This is a genomic window from Tolypothrix sp. FACHB-123, assembly GCF_014697075.1.
In the GTDB taxonomy this organism is placed as follows: Bacteria; Cyanobacteriota; Cyanobacteriia; order Cyanobacteriales; family Nostocaceae; genus Aulosira.
Genome location: NZ_JACJRE010000013.1, coordinates 132,880 through 149,918, shown reverse-complemented (window position 1 = coordinate 149,918; position 17,039 = coordinate 132,880). Strand labels below are relative to the sequence as shown.

The 17,039-nt window shown below is 41.9% G+C and carries 14 protein-coding genes; 8 read left to right on the top strand and 6 right to left on the bottom strand.

The features are described from left to right. Positions 1-214 precede the first annotated feature (214 nt). A complete protein-coding gene (locus H6G41_RS11750; protein ID WP_190746365.1) occupies positions 215-1,690 on the bottom strand; it encodes an NAD(P)/FAD-dependent oxidoreductase in 1,476 nt (491 codons plus the stop codon). A 190-nt stretch (positions 1,691-1,880) separates the two neighbouring features. Between H6G41_RS11750 and H6G41_RS11745 the strand changes: the two genes are divergently transcribed. The 3 genes from H6G41_RS11745 to H6G41_RS11735 all read left to right on the top strand — a co-directional run bounded on the left by H6G41_RS11745 (position 1,881) and on the right by H6G41_RS11735 (position 5,252). Beyond that, positions 1,881-2,666, top strand: coding sequence for an ABC transporter ATP-binding protein (locus H6G41_RS11745; protein ID WP_190746364.1), 786 nt, complete (start codon positions 1,881-1,883; stop codon positions 2,664-2,666). 17 nt (positions 2,667-2,683) lie between these two features. Continuing rightward, positions 2,684-4,102 carry an MlaD family protein gene (locus tag H6G41_RS11740; RefSeq protein WP_190746363.1) on the top strand — a complete coding sequence of 473 codons (1,419 nt, stop codon included), beginning with the start codon at positions 2,684-2,686 and terminating at the stop codon, positions 4,100-4,102. A gap of 76 nt (positions 4,103-4,178) precedes the next feature. Then, positions 4,179-5,252, top strand: coding sequence for an aromatic ring-hydroxylating dioxygenase subunit alpha (locus tag H6G41_RS11735; RefSeq protein ID WP_242037894.1), 1,074 nt, complete (start codon positions 4,179-4,181; stop codon positions 5,250-5,252). Between the two features lie 204 nt (positions 5,253-5,456). Here the strand turns inward: H6G41_RS11735 and H6G41_RS11730 are convergent, their stop codons facing one another. Together H6G41_RS11730 and aroB are read right to left on the bottom strand one after the other, a co-directional pair. Beyond that, positions 5,457-6,035 (bottom strand): Uma2 family endonuclease, encoded by a 579-nt coding sequence (locus H6G41_RS11730; protein WP_190746362.1) that lies wholly within the window; start codon positions 6,033-6,035, stop codon positions 5,457-5,459. Positions 6,036-6,059: 24 nt separating this feature from the next. Continuing rightward, complete coding sequence (aroB, locus tag H6G41_RS11725; protein WP_190746361.1) at positions 6,060-7,151, bottom strand: 3-dehydroquinate synthase; 1,092 nt, start codon at positions 7,149-7,151, stop codon at positions 6,060-6,062. A gap of 216 nt (positions 7,152-7,367) precedes the next feature. Between aroB and petL the strand changes: the two genes are divergently transcribed. Further along, entirely contained in the window at positions 7,368-7,463 is a 96-nt protein-coding gene (petL, locus tag H6G41_RS11720) for a cytochrome b6-f complex subunit PetL (protein WP_190631243.1), read from the top strand. A gap of 460 nt (positions 7,464-7,923) precedes the next feature. Here the strand turns inward: petL and bioB are convergent, their stop codons facing one another. Continuing rightward, positions 7,924-8,937 carry a biotin synthase BioB gene (gene bioB / locus H6G41_RS11715; protein ID WP_190746360.1) on the bottom strand — a complete coding sequence of 338 codons (1,014 nt, stop codon included), beginning with the start codon at positions 8,935-8,937 and terminating at the stop codon, positions 7,924-7,926. Between the two features lie 425 nt (positions 8,938-9,362). On the opposite strand from bioB, the gene rimJ reads away from it, so the two are divergent. Both rimJ and H6G41_RS11705 read left to right on the top strand, forming a co-directional pair. Then, positions 9,363-9,938, top strand: a complete 576-nt coding sequence (rimJ, locus tag H6G41_RS11710; RefSeq protein WP_190746359.1) for a ribosomal protein S5-alanine N-acetyltransferase — start codon at positions 9,363-9,365, stop codon at positions 9,936-9,938. Positions 9,939-10,219: 281 nt separating this feature from the next. Then, positions 10,220-11,677: a YdiU family protein gene (locus H6G41_RS11705; protein ID WP_190746358.1), complete on the top strand. Its 1,458-nt coding sequence runs from the start codon at positions 10,220-10,222 to the stop codon at positions 11,675-11,677. 153 nt (positions 11,678-11,830) lie between these two features. Here H6G41_RS11705 and H6G41_RS11700 read toward each other — a convergent pair whose 3' ends face one another. Further along, positions 11,831-12,862: a glycerate kinase gene (locus H6G41_RS11700; protein WP_190746357.1), complete on the bottom strand. Its 1,032-nt coding sequence runs from the start codon at positions 12,860-12,862 to the stop codon at positions 11,831-11,833. A 75-nt stretch (positions 12,863-12,937) separates the two neighbouring features. After that, positions 12,938-13,270 carry a DUF565 domain-containing protein gene (locus H6G41_RS11695; protein WP_190746356.1) on the bottom strand — a complete coding sequence of 111 codons (333 nt, stop codon included), beginning with the start codon at positions 13,268-13,270 and terminating at the stop codon, positions 12,938-12,940. Between the two features lie 723 nt (positions 13,271-13,993). Here H6G41_RS11695 and H6G41_RS11690 point away from each other — a divergent pair. Both H6G41_RS11690 and H6G41_RS11685 read left to right on the top strand, forming a co-directional pair. Continuing rightward, positions 13,994-14,620: a hypothetical protein gene (locus H6G41_RS11690; protein WP_190746355.1), complete on the top strand. Its 627-nt coding sequence runs from the start codon at positions 13,994-13,996 to the stop codon at positions 14,618-14,620. Positions 14,621-15,139: 519 nt separating this feature from the next. Continuing rightward, positions 15,140-16,987, top strand: a complete 1,848-nt coding sequence (locus H6G41_RS11685; protein ID WP_190746354.1) for a glycosyltransferase family 39 protein — start codon at positions 15,140-15,142, stop codon at positions 16,985-16,987. Positions 16,988-17,039: the final 52 nt, after the last annotated feature.

Genomic DNA, 17,039 nt, shown 5'->3' with positions numbered 1-17,039 from the left:
GATGAGGTTGTCTATCAATGAGTTCTCCTTCGTTCACAACTAGATCTCATTCACAACCAACCAGCCAATTTTTTGCACCAATTAGTGTAGTAGCGCGGCAATTCTAAAATGTTTGGTTCAAAAAATCTAGAAAATCCACAAACAATAAAAATAGTCTCTGATGACTCAACCCAACAAATTAAGCTTGCCGCGCTACTACAATTAAGTCTAGCCCCTAGACTAAAGTATTCGCGCACAAAATCCCCGATGCGGCGACTGCGGGGACACCAATTCCGGGAATGGTGCTGTCACCAACGCGGTACAAACCTTGTATTGGTGTGTGGGTGCTGGGAAACATACCTTTATCAGCTGCGATCGCGGGGCCATAGCTTCCCTGATATCTTCTTAAATAATGAGCATGAGTTAAAGGTGTCCCAATTAATTCAACTACTACACGCTGACGAATATCTGGAATAACTTTCTCTAAAGCGCGATACAATGTTTGCGCTTTCTCCTGTTTCTTTGCTTCATAATCTTGGTTTCTTTCCCAGCCACTATAAGGTTCTAAGGTGTAAGCATGAACTACATGATGTGCAACTGGCGCTAAATTTCCATCCCACACGCTAGGAATGGAAATCATGCAAGTATTTCCTGGGGTGGTAATATCTTGCTGGGAATCGTGAACTACCACATGATGTCCGGTTAAATTCTCCAAACCATCAGCGCGGATACCTAAATGTAAATGCATAAAGCTGTCAACGGCTGGCGTTTCTAAAGCTTCCTGGCGATATTTGGCTGGTAAATCTTCGGGACGTAATAAATAATTGTAAGTATCCCAAATACTCGCATTGGAAATTACAATTGGCGCATGAATAACTTCGCCTTTTTCCAACCTGACACCCACAACCTTACCCGACTCCACCAAAATTTGCTCGACATGACAGCCTAAGCGTAACTCTCCCCCCCAGCGCTTTAAACCCCTAACTAATGCTTGCACAATTGCCGCACTTCCCCCCACTGGATACTCAACTCCCGCACGGGAACGTTCGCCTAACATAAAAGCTACCTCTGGGGTAATTGTCCCATGTGCCTTTAAACCAGATAGCAGAAAGCATTCCACATCAATCAGCCTGCGTACCCAAGTATCTTTAACTGTTGCATCCATCACCTTACCCACAGAACTTTGCACCAGTGGTAAGTAAGGCAGCATTTTAATTAAGGAAGGTAAGTAATTTTTAATTAATGTAAATATTACCCGCCAATCTGAGCGCAACGCTAAAGTAGGGATATCGCGCATAGCTGTGTATAACCCTAATAGGCGTTCTGTAAAGCGTTGGAGTTCCTGCGCGCCTTGGGGTGTAACGCGCTGTACTTCCTGCAAATAACGCTGTGGATCACGATAAATAGCAATAGTAGCTTCAGGAAAATGGTAGTGTCCTAAAGGATCGTAAGGTATAACTTGAATGGATTCACCAAGAATATCCAAAACTTGTTTTACAGGATTCAAGCTTTGGGTATCTGTTAAACCACAATAGAAAGAAGGGCCAGAATCAAATTCAAAACCTTGTCGTCTAAAACTGTGAGCAGCACCTCCGGGAATCACATGACTTTCGCAGACGATCGCTCGTTTGCCATAATAAGCCAATAATCCCGCAGCACACAATCCGCCAATACCGCTACCAATTACTATGACAGCATCTTTATCTTGCATACAGTCAAGAGTCCACTCTTCTCTTCTCCCAAGGGAAGACGCTGCGCGAACGAGACGCTCCGCGAACGACTCCGCTCGGTGTTCATAGTCCATAGTCTACAGTCAACAGTCCATAGTCAACAGTCTAAAATTTATTGACAACCAACAACTGACAACTGACAACTAACTACTGACAATTGACCATTGACCCATGACTACTGAACCATTAATTGAATTAAAAGGCGTTTCTAAGTCCTTTGGTAGTAATAAGGTTTTAGATAATATTGATTTAACTATTTATCGAGGAGAGGCTTTAGGAATTATTGGCCCTTCTGGGACTGGTAAATCAACAATTTTACGCATAATTGCTGGATTGCTGCTTCCCGATGAGGGAGAAATTTACGTGCAAGGGGTGCGGCGCAAAGGTTTGATTGAAGATGGGGATGAAACTGTGGGGATTGGGATGGTGTTCCAGCAAGCGGCGCTGTTTGATTCCTTAACAGTAGAAGAAAATGTGGGATTTTTACTGTATCAGAATTCCAAAATCCCGCGATCGCGGATTCGCGATATGGTAACTACCAAATTAGAGATGGTAGGTTTACCGGGAATTGGGGATCTTTATCCTTCAGAATTATCTGGGGGGATGCGCAAACGTGTCAGCTTTGCGCGGGCGATTATGTCTAACCCGGATAACGAAAAAGAAGGGCCGGAAATTCTCCTTTATGATGAACCCACAGCCGGACTAGACCCCATCGCCTCTACAGTCATCGAAGATTTAATTCGCCGTTTGCAAAAGGCACAAGGAGTTTGCAGCACTTATGCCATTGTGACTCATCAAGACAGTACAATTCGTCGTACCGCAGACAGAGTTATATTTCTGTATCAGGGTAGAGTCCAATGGCAAGGTACAGTGAGTCAAATAGATAGCACAGACCATCCATTGATTAGACAATTCATGAGTGGAAGTGTGCAAGGGCCAATACAGGTCATCGGCTAGATGGATGGAGGATAATTATGCGATCGCGTACAGTTAGAGAAGGTTCTGTAGGGCTAATTGTCCTACTAGGGCTAGGAGTCTTTGGGCTAATAGTTGTATGGTTGAATCGAGTTACAGCTAGTCGCGGTTCTTACAAGGCGACTGTGGAATTTGCTAACGCTGGCGGGATGCAAAAAGGCGCAACAGTCCGCTACCGTGGCGTGAAAGTGGGCGCTATTTCCGCGATTCGCCCTATGGCCAATAATATAGAAGTAGAAATTGAAATCTTTCAACCTAATTTAATCATTCCTAAAGAGGTGGTAATAGAAGCCAACCAAAGTGGATTGATTAGTGAAAGCATAATTGATATTACACCAAAAGCTTCTTTACCTAAAGATGCTGTCCTCGCTCAACCCCTAGACAGAAAAAATTGCGAAGCTCAAAACTTAATTATTTGTGATGGTGCTCGCTTAAAAGGTCAAATTGGTATCAGCCTTGATGAACTGATTCGCAGTAGCACTAATTTAGCTAGTAGATATGATGACCCGGAATTTAAACGTGATATCAAAAGGTTACTAGAAACATCCACAGCAGCAGCAACTAGTTTCACCGTTCTCAGCCGAGATCTACAAAATTTATCTAAAAGCGCACAAGGGCAACTAGGCTCATTTTCTGCTACTGCAAATTCCGTACAACAAGCGACAAATCAACTTACTGTAACTTCTACTCGCACAGCAAATGAACTGGGTTCAGCTGCAAAACAATTTAGTCTCACAGCCAGTCAAGCAAGTAGATTATTAACTAACCTTGATAATTTAGTTACAACAAATCGGTCTTCATTGGTTGCAGCTTTAAACAACCTCACCGAAACCAGCAATCAATTACGTACTACATTCACTACTTTATCCCCAGCAGTAGATCGTTTAGCCCAAGGTGAAATCATCAAAAATTTAGAAACACTCTCAGCCAACGCCGCCCAAGCATCAGCTAATTTACGCAATGCAACTAATTCTTTAAACGATCCGAAAAACGCCCTGTTACTACAACAAACTTTAGATTCCGCCAGACTCACCTTTGAAAATACGCAAAAAATTACCTCAGATTTAGATGAATTAACAGGCGATCCCAAATTCCGCAGCAATCTGCGCCAATTGGTAAATGGTTTGAGTAGTTTGGTATCTTCTACCGAGCAAATGGAACAAACAGCACAAGTTGCAGTTACTTTAGATTCCCTCAAAGCATCAATTAATCAACCAAATGCCAAACTTCTCACTCCTACTATCAAACCACAAGCCGTAACTATTAATCCTGTACCAACATCTGTCAAAATTGTTGATAAACATCTCCAGCCACCAGCTAGTTTATCTTCTTCCCAACCAACTACAGAAGAACTGTTGCAGAAATTACGCGAGTATAGCAAGCAACGAGAACAAGAGAATCTATCAAAGGTGGATTAGAGCAGAGGAGGCAGAGGGGGTAACTAAATAAATTACTCAATGCCCATGATGCCCAATGCCCAATGCCCAATGCCCAATGCCCAATGCCCCATACCCCATGACAACTGACAACTTTTTCTTACGTAATGTTTGGTATTATGCTTTGCCTAGCGATCGCCTAAAACCCGGTAAGATGATCGCGCGGACTTTTTTGGGCGAACCAGTGTTACTGTGTCGTACTCAAGAAGGTAAGGCGTTTGCTATCCGAGATATTTGTCCCCATCGAGGGATACCGTTAAGTTGCGGGCGATTTGATGGACAAGAAGTAGAATGCTGTTACCACGGTTGGCGTTTTGATTATGGTGGACGTTGCACTGTCATTCCTTCTTTAACCGAAGAACAAAACGTCGATTTAAATCGCTATAACGTACAATCCTACGAAATTCGGGAAAAGCAGGGTAATATCTGGATTTATATGCCCGAACCAGGTAAATCTCAGTCTCCACCACCAGATATGGAAGTACCAGAGATTCCCGGTTTTGGCGATCGCCCGCCACAATTAGTAGAGGTGATGCGCTTCCCCTGTTTTATCGATCATGCAGTCTTAGGCTTAATCGATCCCGCCCATTCGCCTTATGTACATCGCGTCTGGTGGTGGCGTTCTGGACAACTCCACGACGAAATTAAGCAATTTGACCCCTCACCCTATGGGTTTACCATGCGTAAACACCAATTACCCGCCAATACAGGTGCAGCATATAAGTTCATCGGTGGCGGAATCCCGGAAACTGAGATTTCTTTTCGCATTCCTGGGATACGCATTGAAAACACCACCACCGCCAAGCATCAAGTCTGCAACCTAACAGCCATCACACCTATTTCTGAAACCGAAACGGAAGTTAACTTTGCGTTTTATTGGACTCCCACCTGGGCAGGTTTTGTCAAGCCTTTGATACGTCTATTTACAAGAGCATTTCTTGACCAAGACCGCAGAGTCGTAGAAAAGCAGCAAATTGGTTTGAAATACGATCCTATGCTGCGATTAATTAAGGATTCTGATGTGCAAGCCCAATGGTATTACCAGTTAAAGCGGGAATATGCCCGTTCATTAGCTGAAGGTCGTCCATTTGTCAATCCGGTGAAGAGTCAACTATTGCACTGGCGGGCTTGATTGCGGATTGTGCTTCATTGATCGCATCAGGCTGTAATGCGATCGCTCTGTGAAGAAACACTTTGCATAAGGCTTATGTAGTAAGATTTATAGGCAATATTCCTGCGATTTTTGAGGACTTGCTCGTTGTATTTCTGCGCTTTATGGGTTGGAAAAAAGCAAAAGAAGCGATCGCCTAAAATAAAACCTATCCTAAACTTTCCATTAGCTATTCAAGGGAATTTTCGCCTTTTGAAACAATTGCTCAACGGTGAATTCCCACCCCTCAAATAAGGAATCGGTGAGTAATTCATTTCCCATAAATGTCTTGGGTGGCGCATCTGGGTAAAACACAGTGATACTTCTGGCTTTACTATCTACCACCCACACCCGCAAGACTTGAGCATCTAAATAATCTTTGGCTTTAGCAATCATTTGTCCGAAAGTTTGTCCGGGGGAAATAATCTCAATTACCAAATCGGGAGGTACAGAACAAGTTCCCTCTTCATCCCAGTCTGTGGGTAAACGTTCATTAGAGATATACAACAGATCCGGCGTTGGTAGCCAATCTTTTCCTTGGCGGGTTAATGCTATAGCCAATTCTGGACAAACTTCTCCTTTACCTGCGGATAATTCCTCGATTAAATTGAGAAGGGCACGAGTTAGTTTAGAGTGAAATTTCTTTGGTGACATTTTCGCAATTGCTTGGCCATCAACGAGTTCGTAGGTGATATCTCCCTCACCTGGAGGAAGATTTAAGAACTCTTGCAAGGTCAGTTGATTGTTAGCTTCAAGTTTGACCATGTTCGATTAGAGATTTGGGATTATTTACATTTTCTGCAAAACTTGACGAATAATATCTGCGGGAACTTCATCGGTAACTGTAACTACACCTATCTGTGTGGGTAGCACAAATCTGACTTTACCTGCTTTGACTTTTTTATCTAGTTGCAATGCGTCAATAATAGCTTCAATATCTAGCCCAGATGGTAACTGTGTGGGTAAACCTGCTTTTTGAATTAAGGCGTTTTGACGTTCTGTCTCTTCTTTTTGCCACATTCCTAGTTCTAGTGCAATTTGTCCGGCGGCTACCATTCCAATTCCTACAGCTTCACCATGATTAACTACACGGTAACCTGTTAAGCTTTCTACAGCGTGACCGATGGTATGACCGTAATTTAAAATCGCCCTTAATCCAGCTTCTTTTTCATCTTTGCTGACAACATCAGCTTTCGCTTGACAAGACTTAATTAATATGCTTTCTATTAGTTCTGGTTTGATGTAGCGCAGTTGATTGAGGTGTTTGCTGGCTTCCATTTGGGCAAATAATTCTGCATCCCAGATGACGCCGTATTTAATTACTTCTGCCATACCGGCACGAAATTCGCGCACAGGTAAGGTTTTTAAAACTGTGGGATCGATTAATACCAGTCGTGGCTGATGAAATGCGCCAATTAAGTTTTTACCTTGGGGATGGTTGACGCCTGTTTTTCCGCCAATTGCGGAGTCTACCATTGCTAGTAATGTGGTGGGAACTTGGACGACATGAATACCGCGCAGCCAAGTTGCGGCTGCAAAACCAGCCATATCACCAATGACACCGCCACCCAAGGCGACAATGGTGGCGGAACGTTCTAAGCGGTTTTCTAAAGCTGCATCGTAAATTTTTTGAATTGAGTTGAGGTTTTTGTAGCGTTCCCCAGGCGGCAAGATACAAATAGAGACTTCAAATCCTGCACCTTGTAAAGATGCGATCGCTTTTTCGCCATAATGTTTAAAAATCGTCGGGTTAGAAACCAGCAGTACCTTTTTACCTAGTTGCAAACTGCTCATGCGATCACCCAGTTGTTCTAAGCTTCCAGGTGCGATCGCAATCTCATAAGATTGCTGTGGTAAATTCACGCTAATTACAGAAGTCATTGCCCAGCCCTAAAAACACGCCCGTGGGCTGTATTTTACCGCAATCTGGGGAGTGTGGGGACGGTTGACGGTTGACGGTTGACGGTTGACTGTTGACTGTTGACTGTTGACTGTTGACTGTTGACGGTTCCTTCTGACAACTGACAACTGACAACTGACCATTGACCACTAACTAATGATTCAATAGATTTAGTGAAGTATTGTGGAGAAAGATAAATGTTTGCAATTGTAGCTTATATTGGTTTCTTGGCTTTGTTTATCGGCATTGCTAGCGGTCTATTGTTTGGTCTGCGTGCTGCTAAAATTCTGTAATCGTAATTACTAATTCGTAATTTACAGCAGATTTCAGGTAAATGAGGTATGCGCTTCGGGGCATGGCAGTGCCAGTGCCCCTACAATCAACGATATAATCTATACTTCACCAACTGGTAATCTGCTGTATCTGCTTGGTTATATTAGGGACTTGCAAATAAAAAACATCCCCATTGTTAACTTACCAAGCGCACAACTCGTAGGGGCGGGGTTACCCATTGGTGTCAACTTAAGCTAAAAATAGCCTCTGTACAAGCGTCATCCGCCTTGGAATGAATTCCAAGGCTAATAGGCAAAGTTTACTTTAGTAAACTGGGGATAAATGATAATTTTTAGTTAGCTTTAGCTTACTTTTGCTATGAGACTCAGAATTCATTCTGAGGCGGGCTATGGGTTTTGAGTTAAGTTGACACCAATGGGGGTTACCTAGCCCCTACAATTTGGCATAATTTGTTTTCAATTATCCGACAATGGCAGGTGTTGTTACTTTCGCTTCTCTTTTGGTTGGGGGACGCATTTCTAAGCCAAGTAAGTTCAACATTTCTCTGTCAGCATCGTAATCTGGACAGGGTGTTGTCACAGTTAACATTTTATTGTCGTCACTGGAAAATATAGAATTTGCTCCCGCCATAAAGCATAAGGCTTGTTCAACTTGGGAAAGTCTCGCCCTACCAGCGCTAAGACGAACATCGGAGGCTGGCATAATAATTCTGGCTGTAGCAATCATCCGCACTACATCCCAAATGGGGACATCTGGCTGATTTTCTAGAGGCGTACCTGGAACTTGGGAGAGAATGTTAATCGGTACAGATTCGGGATGAGGGCTGAGATTGGCTAGAGTATGTAACATGGATACTCTATCTTCAGGAGTTTCACCTAAGCCGAGAATGCCGCCAGAACATACGGTAACATTGGTTTGACGCACATTTTCGATAGTATTTAGGCGATCGCTATATGTTCTGGTGGTAATAATAGTACTGTAATGTTCCCGCGATGTATCTAAGTTATGGTTATAAGCGTAAAGTCCCGCATCTTCTAAGCGTTTTGCTTGATCTGCGGTTAACATTCCCAAGGTACAGCAGACTTCTAAACCCATTGCGGTGACATCTTTTACCATGTCTAGCACTGTGTCAAATTGGGAATTATCCCGCACTTCCCGCCAAGCTGCACCCATGCAAATGCGGCTGACACCTGTTTGTTTAGCTTTTTCGGCTATACTAACTACTGCCTCTTTTTCTAACAGTGCTTCGGGTTTTACTTCTGTTTTGTAGCGGGAAGATTGGGCGCAGTAGTTACAATCTTCTGGACAACCTCCGGTTTTAATGGAAATTAGCTTACAAACTTGAATTTGTTTTGGGTTGTGAAATTGGCGATGTACGCTAGCAGCTTGATAAATTAGCTCTAGCAATGGCGTATTGTATATTGCCTGAATTTCTGCTTCTTGCCAATCGTAGCGTATTCTTCCCACTGACATCACTTATCCTTCTTCAGACTGGATTTACGAAGAGCTGTCTTGTCTTTGAATATCCTAAGATACCGCATTTGGCAAAGCGATCGCATTTTTGTAACGCTGCTGATTGTGCTTGATTGGCGATCGCTTTTCCATTGATTTGCTTATAGATATTAGAAATCAGCTTATCAAGATTTTGGTTTTACAGTAGATTAAGCGTCAATAAAGTTATCTCATCAACAGCTACGATGCTAATCTTTGGGTATAACTTCCTCAAGCTGGAACCTATACCCAGTTTGACAACTGCTAAATTTATCCATTCTGGGGGTTGCTGATTAAATTTCTGTAAATTAAATTACACTTATCTGCTTATTCATTTGTAATCGGCATTAACTAGTTAAAAAAACCTTAAATTTTGACTTAAATAATCCAGTTAATGATATTGGTCTATGAAATCAGAACTACCATTGATAACGAGCGATCGCCTGTTATTAAGAATCGGTATCCAAGAGGATATTCCCCAAATTCTCAAATTTTTTACTGAAAACAAAGATTATCTGACGCCATTTTATCCCCTGTGGGCTGAGGGTTTTTTTACAGTTAAATACTGGCAATATCAAGTTGAAGGTAATTTATTAGAATTTATTAATGATAATTCCCTAAAATTGTTTATTTATCCGAAAAAAAGCTTAACTGAAATCATCGGTACTATTAATTTCACTAATTTTGTCCGTGGTGCTGCTCATTTCTGCTATGTTGGCTATAGTCTAGCGGAAACGGAACAAGGTAAAGGCTATATGACAGAAGCACTGAAAGCCGCCACTGATTATGTATTTACCGAATTAAATATGCATCGAATTATGGCAAATTATATGCCACATAATCAACGTAGTGGGAATGTACTTAAAAGGCTGGGCTTTGTTGTGGAAGGATATGCTAGGGACTATTTATTAATTAATGGAGAATGGCAAGATCATATTCTTACCAGTCTCACCAATCCTCAGTGGACAAAACCCAACTCTTAGCTAAAAATATTGTTGACGGTTGACGGTTGACTGTTAACTGTAATCAAAAATTTCATCGCAAATCCATACAGAATACACAACAACTCCATAATTAACTGTGATAGTAGTTAGTGTTCATACCAAGTTGCTTCAGCAACACCAGGTGATGGGGAAAAGGATAATCAAATATCCAATTCCCCGCTTTTTTTCGTGAATTAACTCCACAGCTTGCAAAACTTGTAGGTCAGACCAGTATTGCCAGATGTAGTATTAAGAGAAGAATTCATCAAGCTTTACTTGTAATGACTCTGGCTGAAACTTCCAACCAAACAAATTCTCGCAATCCTTTTGTTAACCTGAAATATGAACCAGCCTTAGAATCTTTAGGCAATGACTACTATGACGAAGTAGCAGCAGCAGAATTTCCGCAACATATCCTGCGCTGGCGCAACGATGCATTACTACCCCGTTTAGGATTAAATCCTCAAACAGTCACCGATGAAGATTTTATCACCGCCTTTGGCAAATTTGCAGAGCGTCAACCATTATTAGCTCTACGTTATCATGGCTACCAATTTGGCGAATATAATTCTGGCTTAGGTGATGGTAGAGGCTTTTTGTACGGACAAGTGCGCGGGATTGATGGGGAATTATACGATTTTGGTACTAAAGGTTCGGGGAGAACTCCCTATTCCCGTGGTGGTGATGGGATGCTTACACTTAAAGGTGGTGTGCGCGAAGTTTTAGCTGCGGAAGCTTTGCATTACATGGGTGTGCGCACCTCCCGTTGTTTAACTATGATTGAAACAGGTTTATCTCTATGGCGCGGTGATGAACCTTCTCCAACTCGCTCATCTGTGATGGTAAGAATGAGCAGTTCTCATATTCGCTTTGGCACTTTTGAGCGATTACATTATTTACGCCGTCCCGATTTAAGCCGAAAGTTATTAAACCATGTAATTGAGCAATATTATGCACACTTAATTACAGAGGTAGATAAATATGCATTATTTTATGCAGAATTAGTTAAAAGAGTCGCAGAACTTGTAGCGCAATGGATGGTAGCTGGCTTTTGTCATGGAGTGTTAAATACTGACAATATGTCCATTACTGGGGAGAGTTTTGATTACGGCCCTTATGCTTTTATTCCTACCTACGATCCCTATTTTACTGCTGCATATTTTGATTATTATCGCCGCTATTGTTACAGCCATCAGCCGGGAATTTGTAAGTTAAATTTAGAAATGCTTCAGGAACCTTTAAAAGAAATCATTGATAAAGGTGTGATGGAGCAGGGATTAGCTAAGTTTGATGAATATTATCGTGCCGAATATCGTGCTTTAATGTTGAAGAGGTTAGGCTTTGAAGATTTACAAGCGCCGGAACTTGATGAACTCTTTCCCCTAACAATTGAATTCTTACAAGATAGTCGAGTCCCTTATCATCAATTCTTCGCAGAAATGGCGCGGACTTTTGCTGCAAATTGGCGTGACGATCCGGCATTTGTTTTACATGATAGTGATATTGTCCCCGCTACGGGAGCGTCAGCTATGTTTGATAATTGGTGTATTTTGTACCATAAAGCGTTAAATAATTTTGATATCGATAGAATTGATGTCATTGCTCAAAATCTGCGTCGATATAATCCCAAAACAGCTTTATTAAGACCTGTGATTGAATCAATTTGGGAACCCATTACTCAAGATGATAATTGGCAACCATTTTATCAATTAATTGAGAAGATTAAATCTGGGGATTAGGGCATTGGACATTGAAACAATTTTGGATTTTGGATTTTAGATTTTAGATTGGAATCCAAAAGACGCTCGCGGACTCGCTCTAAGCGAAGCTATGCCGAAGGCTTTACGCTACGCTAACGCAAATCTAAAATCTAAAATTCCTTGTCTCCCTTGTCAGTAGATTTTACCAAGACTGCGATCGCTATTTATCTCAATTACCAAATTAACATGGGGTGACTCGATTAGGGGTTTGAGGAATAATTCCGGGTGTAGCGATCGCCAAAAGTAATTGACAAATTCTTCTATTTGTATATCACTCATCCCAGATTTACCAGTAGCTATCATCTGCTGTTCGGCTTGTTTGCGCCATGTTAAGGAAGAATGGTAATCGCTGGGATATAACACTATTAAACTATCTAAGTGTTCCCACAGGGGTAGATAGTTCTCTAGTTGACGATTCATATCGCGGGCAAATTCCCGATCCTCTGCTGTAATAATCGGTGGTGGTGGGTGATCAAAAGCTTGGGGATCGATTGGGCGCACACCCACAAACCAGCCTTCAAAGAGCAAAATATCTACATTTGTGACAATTTCTGGAGTAGTGCGATCGCCTGCGCCGTTGTAAGCTGATTTATCAAAGCGGGGAATAGTTACCGGACTTTGGGACTGGTGAATCAGGTCGAGTAAATTTAAGCCTAAATCAATATCGTGGGTTCTTGGAGGGCCTCGCCAAATTAAGCGGGGATCTTGTTGAATTAAAAGTAAGCGATCGCTATAGGTTTTGTATAAGTCATCTAATGATAAATTCAGGGTACGGTATCCTAGCTGCTGAAGAATCAACGTCAGCGCTTGACACATGGTGGTTTTCCCCGTTCCCTGTACGCCTAAAATTCCTTGAATGAAGGGATATCCCAATTTTTGACGCTGTAACCCGATGTTGATTGCTAAAGGTAGCCACAATTCCCACAGTACAGGTAACATCTGTTGTGGTTGCTTTTGCAGGGTATTTTGGCAAAATTCCCGAAAAGCTGGGAGGATAGTTTCGAGTAATTGCGATCGCTTTTCGATGACTTCATCTACTTTTCCTGTATTGATTCCCCAAGCAGGCGATCGCAAATTATCAGCTAAAGCTGCTTCTTTCGCCTTTTGTCGCCAACTTTCCGAAGCTTTACCGATAGTCAGAATTTCATCCAGCCACGAACCCATATTCCCCATCCCCATAACAGTTGTACAGACAAGGGTTATTGCGTCTCTGCCCAATGCCCAATGCCCAATGCCCAATCACGATCCCAACTTAAAGGCTTCAATAAACAGGCTGTAGATAAAACCTATTTTGAGAAGATTTAGTGCTTCCACCCAAAGCGATCGCTTAGAGAAAAAATTCCGGTTGTAGAATATTCTGCTAGTAATTTCGGTCAAAAAGACTAAAAATGCTGCTATCACAATATCCAATTCGGCTTTCTGTCCCGCAGTCGTGGAAATTGCTGTACCCAGAAAAGTACCAAAGAAAAAACTGATTACCAGTAGGGACAATCGCCGCCAAGGGTTGAGGAACCATAGACTCAAGCGGCTAGCAATGGTGTCTAGTAGGTTATTTAGCCGGGTGTTTTGCATAATTGGGACTGAAATCGAAAAGTCACGAAATCTTTAAATATTCCTCTTCTTGAGGATATCGGTTTTAGCTTAAGCTTGTTTTAGGGAACTGCAAAAAATAAATTATTCCACTTTAAGTTGTTGACGGTTAACAGTTAACAGTCAACAGTTAACAATATAATGGGAATATTTTTTACTTAGAATTCCCTAAGTACTAGTTTAAATATCTATTGGTTGTTCAGTGGCGATCGCATTTTATACATTGTCTCATCTTTGTGAAACCAAGACTCGCAAAAAAATTTTCTTCTGTGAGGTGTCACCCCTCAACCAGAAGAGTTATCTTAAAAGATGAAGGGTGAGATATTAAGAAAAATGAAGTTCATTCCCCAGATAAATCTGAGGGTTTATCGCCATCATCTTAGTTGCGATCGCTACTTCTAAAATCAAAATTGCTCTTTGTGTTTTTACGAATAAATTTGCTAATTATGTATCATAATTATAGTTTGTATTTACCATGCATTCAAGAATAAAGCCTTGATTTATCAGGGTTATACCTGATTTCTCCCGCGAAACTCAAGGTAATTCTTTTTGCTAGTATGTTTCCTGAAAATGCTACTTATGATACATAGCATGACTTGGTTTCAGGAGACTCTATAGTAGGCAGTTTCAGTACTTGCCTCTTCAAGGAATAGGCTACTATTTGGTCAAGCCTAGACAAATACTTATTTCTAATAACTAATCAAAATGAAAACGTCAGTGTATCGTAACGCTGCTGTTCTAGCCTGTTCTTTAGGACTGTTAGGGTTACTGGTGGGGTGCTTTGGGATGAGTGTTTCTTTTGAGACGACAGATCCAGATTCAGCTACTTCACCGCCTAATGAAACGTCTCAGGTAGCCAGCAATGTATCTTCATCTGTGGCTCATGAAACATTAACCCCTACAAATGTTTCCGATTCAGTCACAACCACAAGTAGCCAAGTAGAAGATAGCACTAGTCAAAGTACTACCCGCTTAGCATATCGTCAAGAATCAATTGGAACTGCTAAGGATCGGGGAACCTTGCGCATGAGCAATCAAACCAATCAGCCTGTGCGACTAGCTTTACTAGCGCGACAGTCGAAGGGGAATTCTGCGCTAAAAAACCAGCAAGATATTCCCGCACATTGGGATTTTGCACCCCAAGAAGGAAGTGAAAAGGGGCTGCTGCTGTCTTTACCAAACGGTAATTTAAAGTTAGAGAAGGGAGATGTTGTAGTAGCTTTTGCTCAAGATGGTTCCCGTCGCTATTGGGGCCCTTATGTAGTCGGGGAAACATCTCTACCTAAATGGGACGCCCAAAAGCAAGAATGGTTACTTATACTGACTCAGTAATTACTAATTCTTAACTCGATGAGTTTTTAGATCCCCGACTTCTTCAAGAAGTCGGGGATCTAAATTAAGAACTATCGAGAACAAAATATCACCAGTCAACGACTAAAAACTGTAGGCTATTAACCATTGACTGATTAGTATTGACATCCTCACTGACCTAAAGGCGCGGTGATTCCTAAATCGTGAGATTTAGGTTTCTGTTTCATAGCAACTGCCTCCACCCACAAGGAGTTTTGGTCTGATGTTCGCTCCACAGACTATCCCCGCAAGCCCTGCGGTTCTCATGTATCGAAATCTCAAACAGAAATTTCTGATATATTTTGATTCCAGGGTTGGACTGTCCATTGCCCCATCCTCTTTTCCCGGTCTACCGATTTTTCTTCCCCGTTGCGAAGTATCGCCAACTTTGGTGTTAGGGTTTATGTCTCCATCGTCGCGGGTGGGTCATTGACCATCTCTATTTTACCACCCTCTATGTAAAGCCGTCCTTGAAGGACGGGGTTTCTACCCATTTTTCTGATGAAGATGAAAGCGAGCTTTCCCCAAACTGTTGACCAGTGGTTTAAGAATATACTACAGCGTCCAGCCCTTGCTGTGACTGTATCAGTTCTGTGGTTGATTGTAATTGGTTGGATTGCTTATGGTTGGAATTTAGGCAACTTTGGCTTAGTAGATGAAACAGAACCACTGTTTGCTGAAGCTTCCCGACAAATGTTGATTACTGGGGATTGGATCACCCCCTATTTTAATGGCGAGACTCGCTTTGATAAGCCTGCTTTAATTTACTGGTGTCAAGCGATCGCTTATGCAATCATGGGTGTAAATGAGTGGGGGGCGCGCATTCCATCAGCCCTCGCAGCAATGGGAACAATTGGTTTAGCCTTTTACACAGTACATTGGTCATTGGCTAGACAGGATGAATTAGAACAAGTTTCCCGTCCAGCACGCCGTTACTTAACAGCAGGCCTAGCAGCAACTATCATGGCGCTTACCCCAGAAATGATCGCTTGGGGTAGAATTGGCGTTTCTGATATGCTGCTCACTGGGTGTATAGCCTCAGCTTTGCTTTGCTTTTTTCTCGGTTATGCAGGGAATTCTCAATCCCTAGCAAATTCCAAATTACCTAATATATGGTATTTAGCCTGTTATGTCCTTGTAGCTGGAGGAATTTTAACCAAAGGGCCAGTGGGGATTGTCTTACCAGCAATTGTTATCGGTGCTTTTGTTATCTACCAAGGAAAGCTAATACAAGTATGGCGAGAAATGAAAGTGCTGCTGGGGATAGGGATTATTTTATTATTATCAATTCCCTGGTATGCCCTAGTAATCTGGCGTAATGGCTGGAATTATATTAATTCTTTTTTTGGTTATCACAACATAGAACGCTTCACAGAAGTAGTAAATGGTCACTCAGCACCTTGGTATTTTTACTTTCTGGTAGTCCTGTTAGGCTTTGCCCCATATTCAGTCTATCTACCCGCAGCCATCGTTAGACTGAAACTTTGGCAGCGATCGCACTGGCTATCTCAAGAACGTTCCCAGCAATTAAGTTTATTTGCTTGTATCTGGTTTCTCAGCGTTTTTATCTTTTTTACCATCGCTGTCACCAAACTTCCCAGTTATGTGTTGCCATTAATGCCAGCAGCCGCCATTTTAGTCGCCCTATTATGGAGTGATTTCATCGGTGAAGGAGAGACCCAGAAGCGATCCCCAGCATCCAAATCATTTTTCTGGAGTGCTTGGGTAAATGTCGCATTTTTATCAGCACTAGCGATCGCATTATGGCAAGTAACTAAATTAGTCGGCTACGATCCTGCCGCACCCAACTTATATAATCGCATTCAAGAATTAGGTTTACCAATTTTGGGGGGTATTATTTGGCTGCTAACAGCAATTTTTATCGCCGCTTGTATTATCAATCGCAGTTGGCAAGGTATTATTAATGCCAATTTACTCGGATTTATCGCCTTTTTTATTGTAGTTTTGATGCCTGCTTTGTTAGTAATGGATCAGCAGCGTCAGCTACCTTTACGAGAATTGTCTGTCATGATTAGCCAAGTCAAACAATCCAATGAAGAAGTCATCATGTTGGGCTTTAAAAAACCGACTGTAGTGTTTTACAGCCATCAGCTAGTCAAGTACTTATCATCATCGGAAGAAGTTGTAGACTATATTCACAAAGAGACTACCAAGCCAGTCAAAGCGGCTTCTATCCTCCTATTAGCTGAACAAGATAGGTTTGTTGCTATGGACTTGCAACCGGAGGAGTATCAGCACCTGAGTAGTAAAGGAGCTTACTATCTCACGCGAGTTGCTGTGAAGAAAATTAAAAATCAAAAGTTAGATATATCGTTGAATAGTCAATAGTCAGTGGTCAGTTGTTAGCGATGCACCGAGAGCTACAAGAAGTGTTGTTAGT

Coding starts and splice junctions, on each gene's coding strand:
- H6G41_RS11750 (WP_190746365.1), bottom strand. CDS start 1,690: ATGCAAGATAAAGATGCTGTCATAGTAATTGGTAGCGGTATTGGCGGA.
- H6G41_RS11745 (WP_190746364.1), top strand. CDS start 1,881: ATGACTACTGAACCATTAATTGAATTAAAAGGCGTTTCTAAGTCCTTT.
- H6G41_RS11740 (WP_190746363.1), top strand. CDS start 2,684: ATGCGATCGCGTACAGTTAGAGAAGGTTCTGTAGGGCTAATTGTCCTA.
- H6G41_RS11735 (WP_242037894.1), top strand. CDS start 4,179: ATGCCCAATGCCCCATACCCCATGACAACTGACAACTTTTTCTTACGT.
- H6G41_RS11730 (WP_190746362.1), bottom strand. CDS start 6,035: ATGGTCAAACTTGAAGCTAACAATCAACTGACCTTGCAAGAGTTCTTA.
- aroB (WP_190746361.1), bottom strand. CDS start 7,151: ATGACTTCTGTAATTAGCGTGAATTTACCACAGCAATCTTATGAGATT.
- petL (WP_190631243.1), top strand. CDS start 7,368: ATGTTTGCAATTGTAGCTTATATTGGTTTCTTGGCTTTGTTTATCGGC.
- bioB (WP_190746360.1), bottom strand. CDS start 8,937: ATGTCAGTGGGAAGAATACGCTACGATTGGCAAGAAGCAGAAATTCAG.
- rimJ (WP_190746359.1), top strand. CDS start 9,363: ATGAAATCAGAACTACCATTGATAACGAGCGATCGCCTGTTATTAAGA.
- H6G41_RS11705 (WP_190746358.1), top strand. CDS start 10,220: ATGACTCTGGCTGAAACTTCCAACCAAACAAATTCTCGCAATCCTTTT.
- H6G41_RS11700 (WP_190746357.1), bottom strand. CDS start 12,862: ATGGGTTCGTGGCTGGATGAAATTCTGACTATCGGTAAAGCTTCGGAA.
- H6G41_RS11695 (WP_190746356.1), bottom strand. CDS start 13,270: ATGCAAAACACCCGGCTAAATAACCTACTAGACACCATTGCTAGCCGC.
- H6G41_RS11690 (WP_190746355.1), top strand. CDS start 13,994: ATGAAAACGTCAGTGTATCGTAACGCTGCTGTTCTAGCCTGTTCTTTA.
- H6G41_RS11685 (WP_190746354.1), top strand. CDS start 15,140: ATGAAGATGAAAGCGAGCTTTCCCCAAACTGTTGACCAGTGGTTTAAG.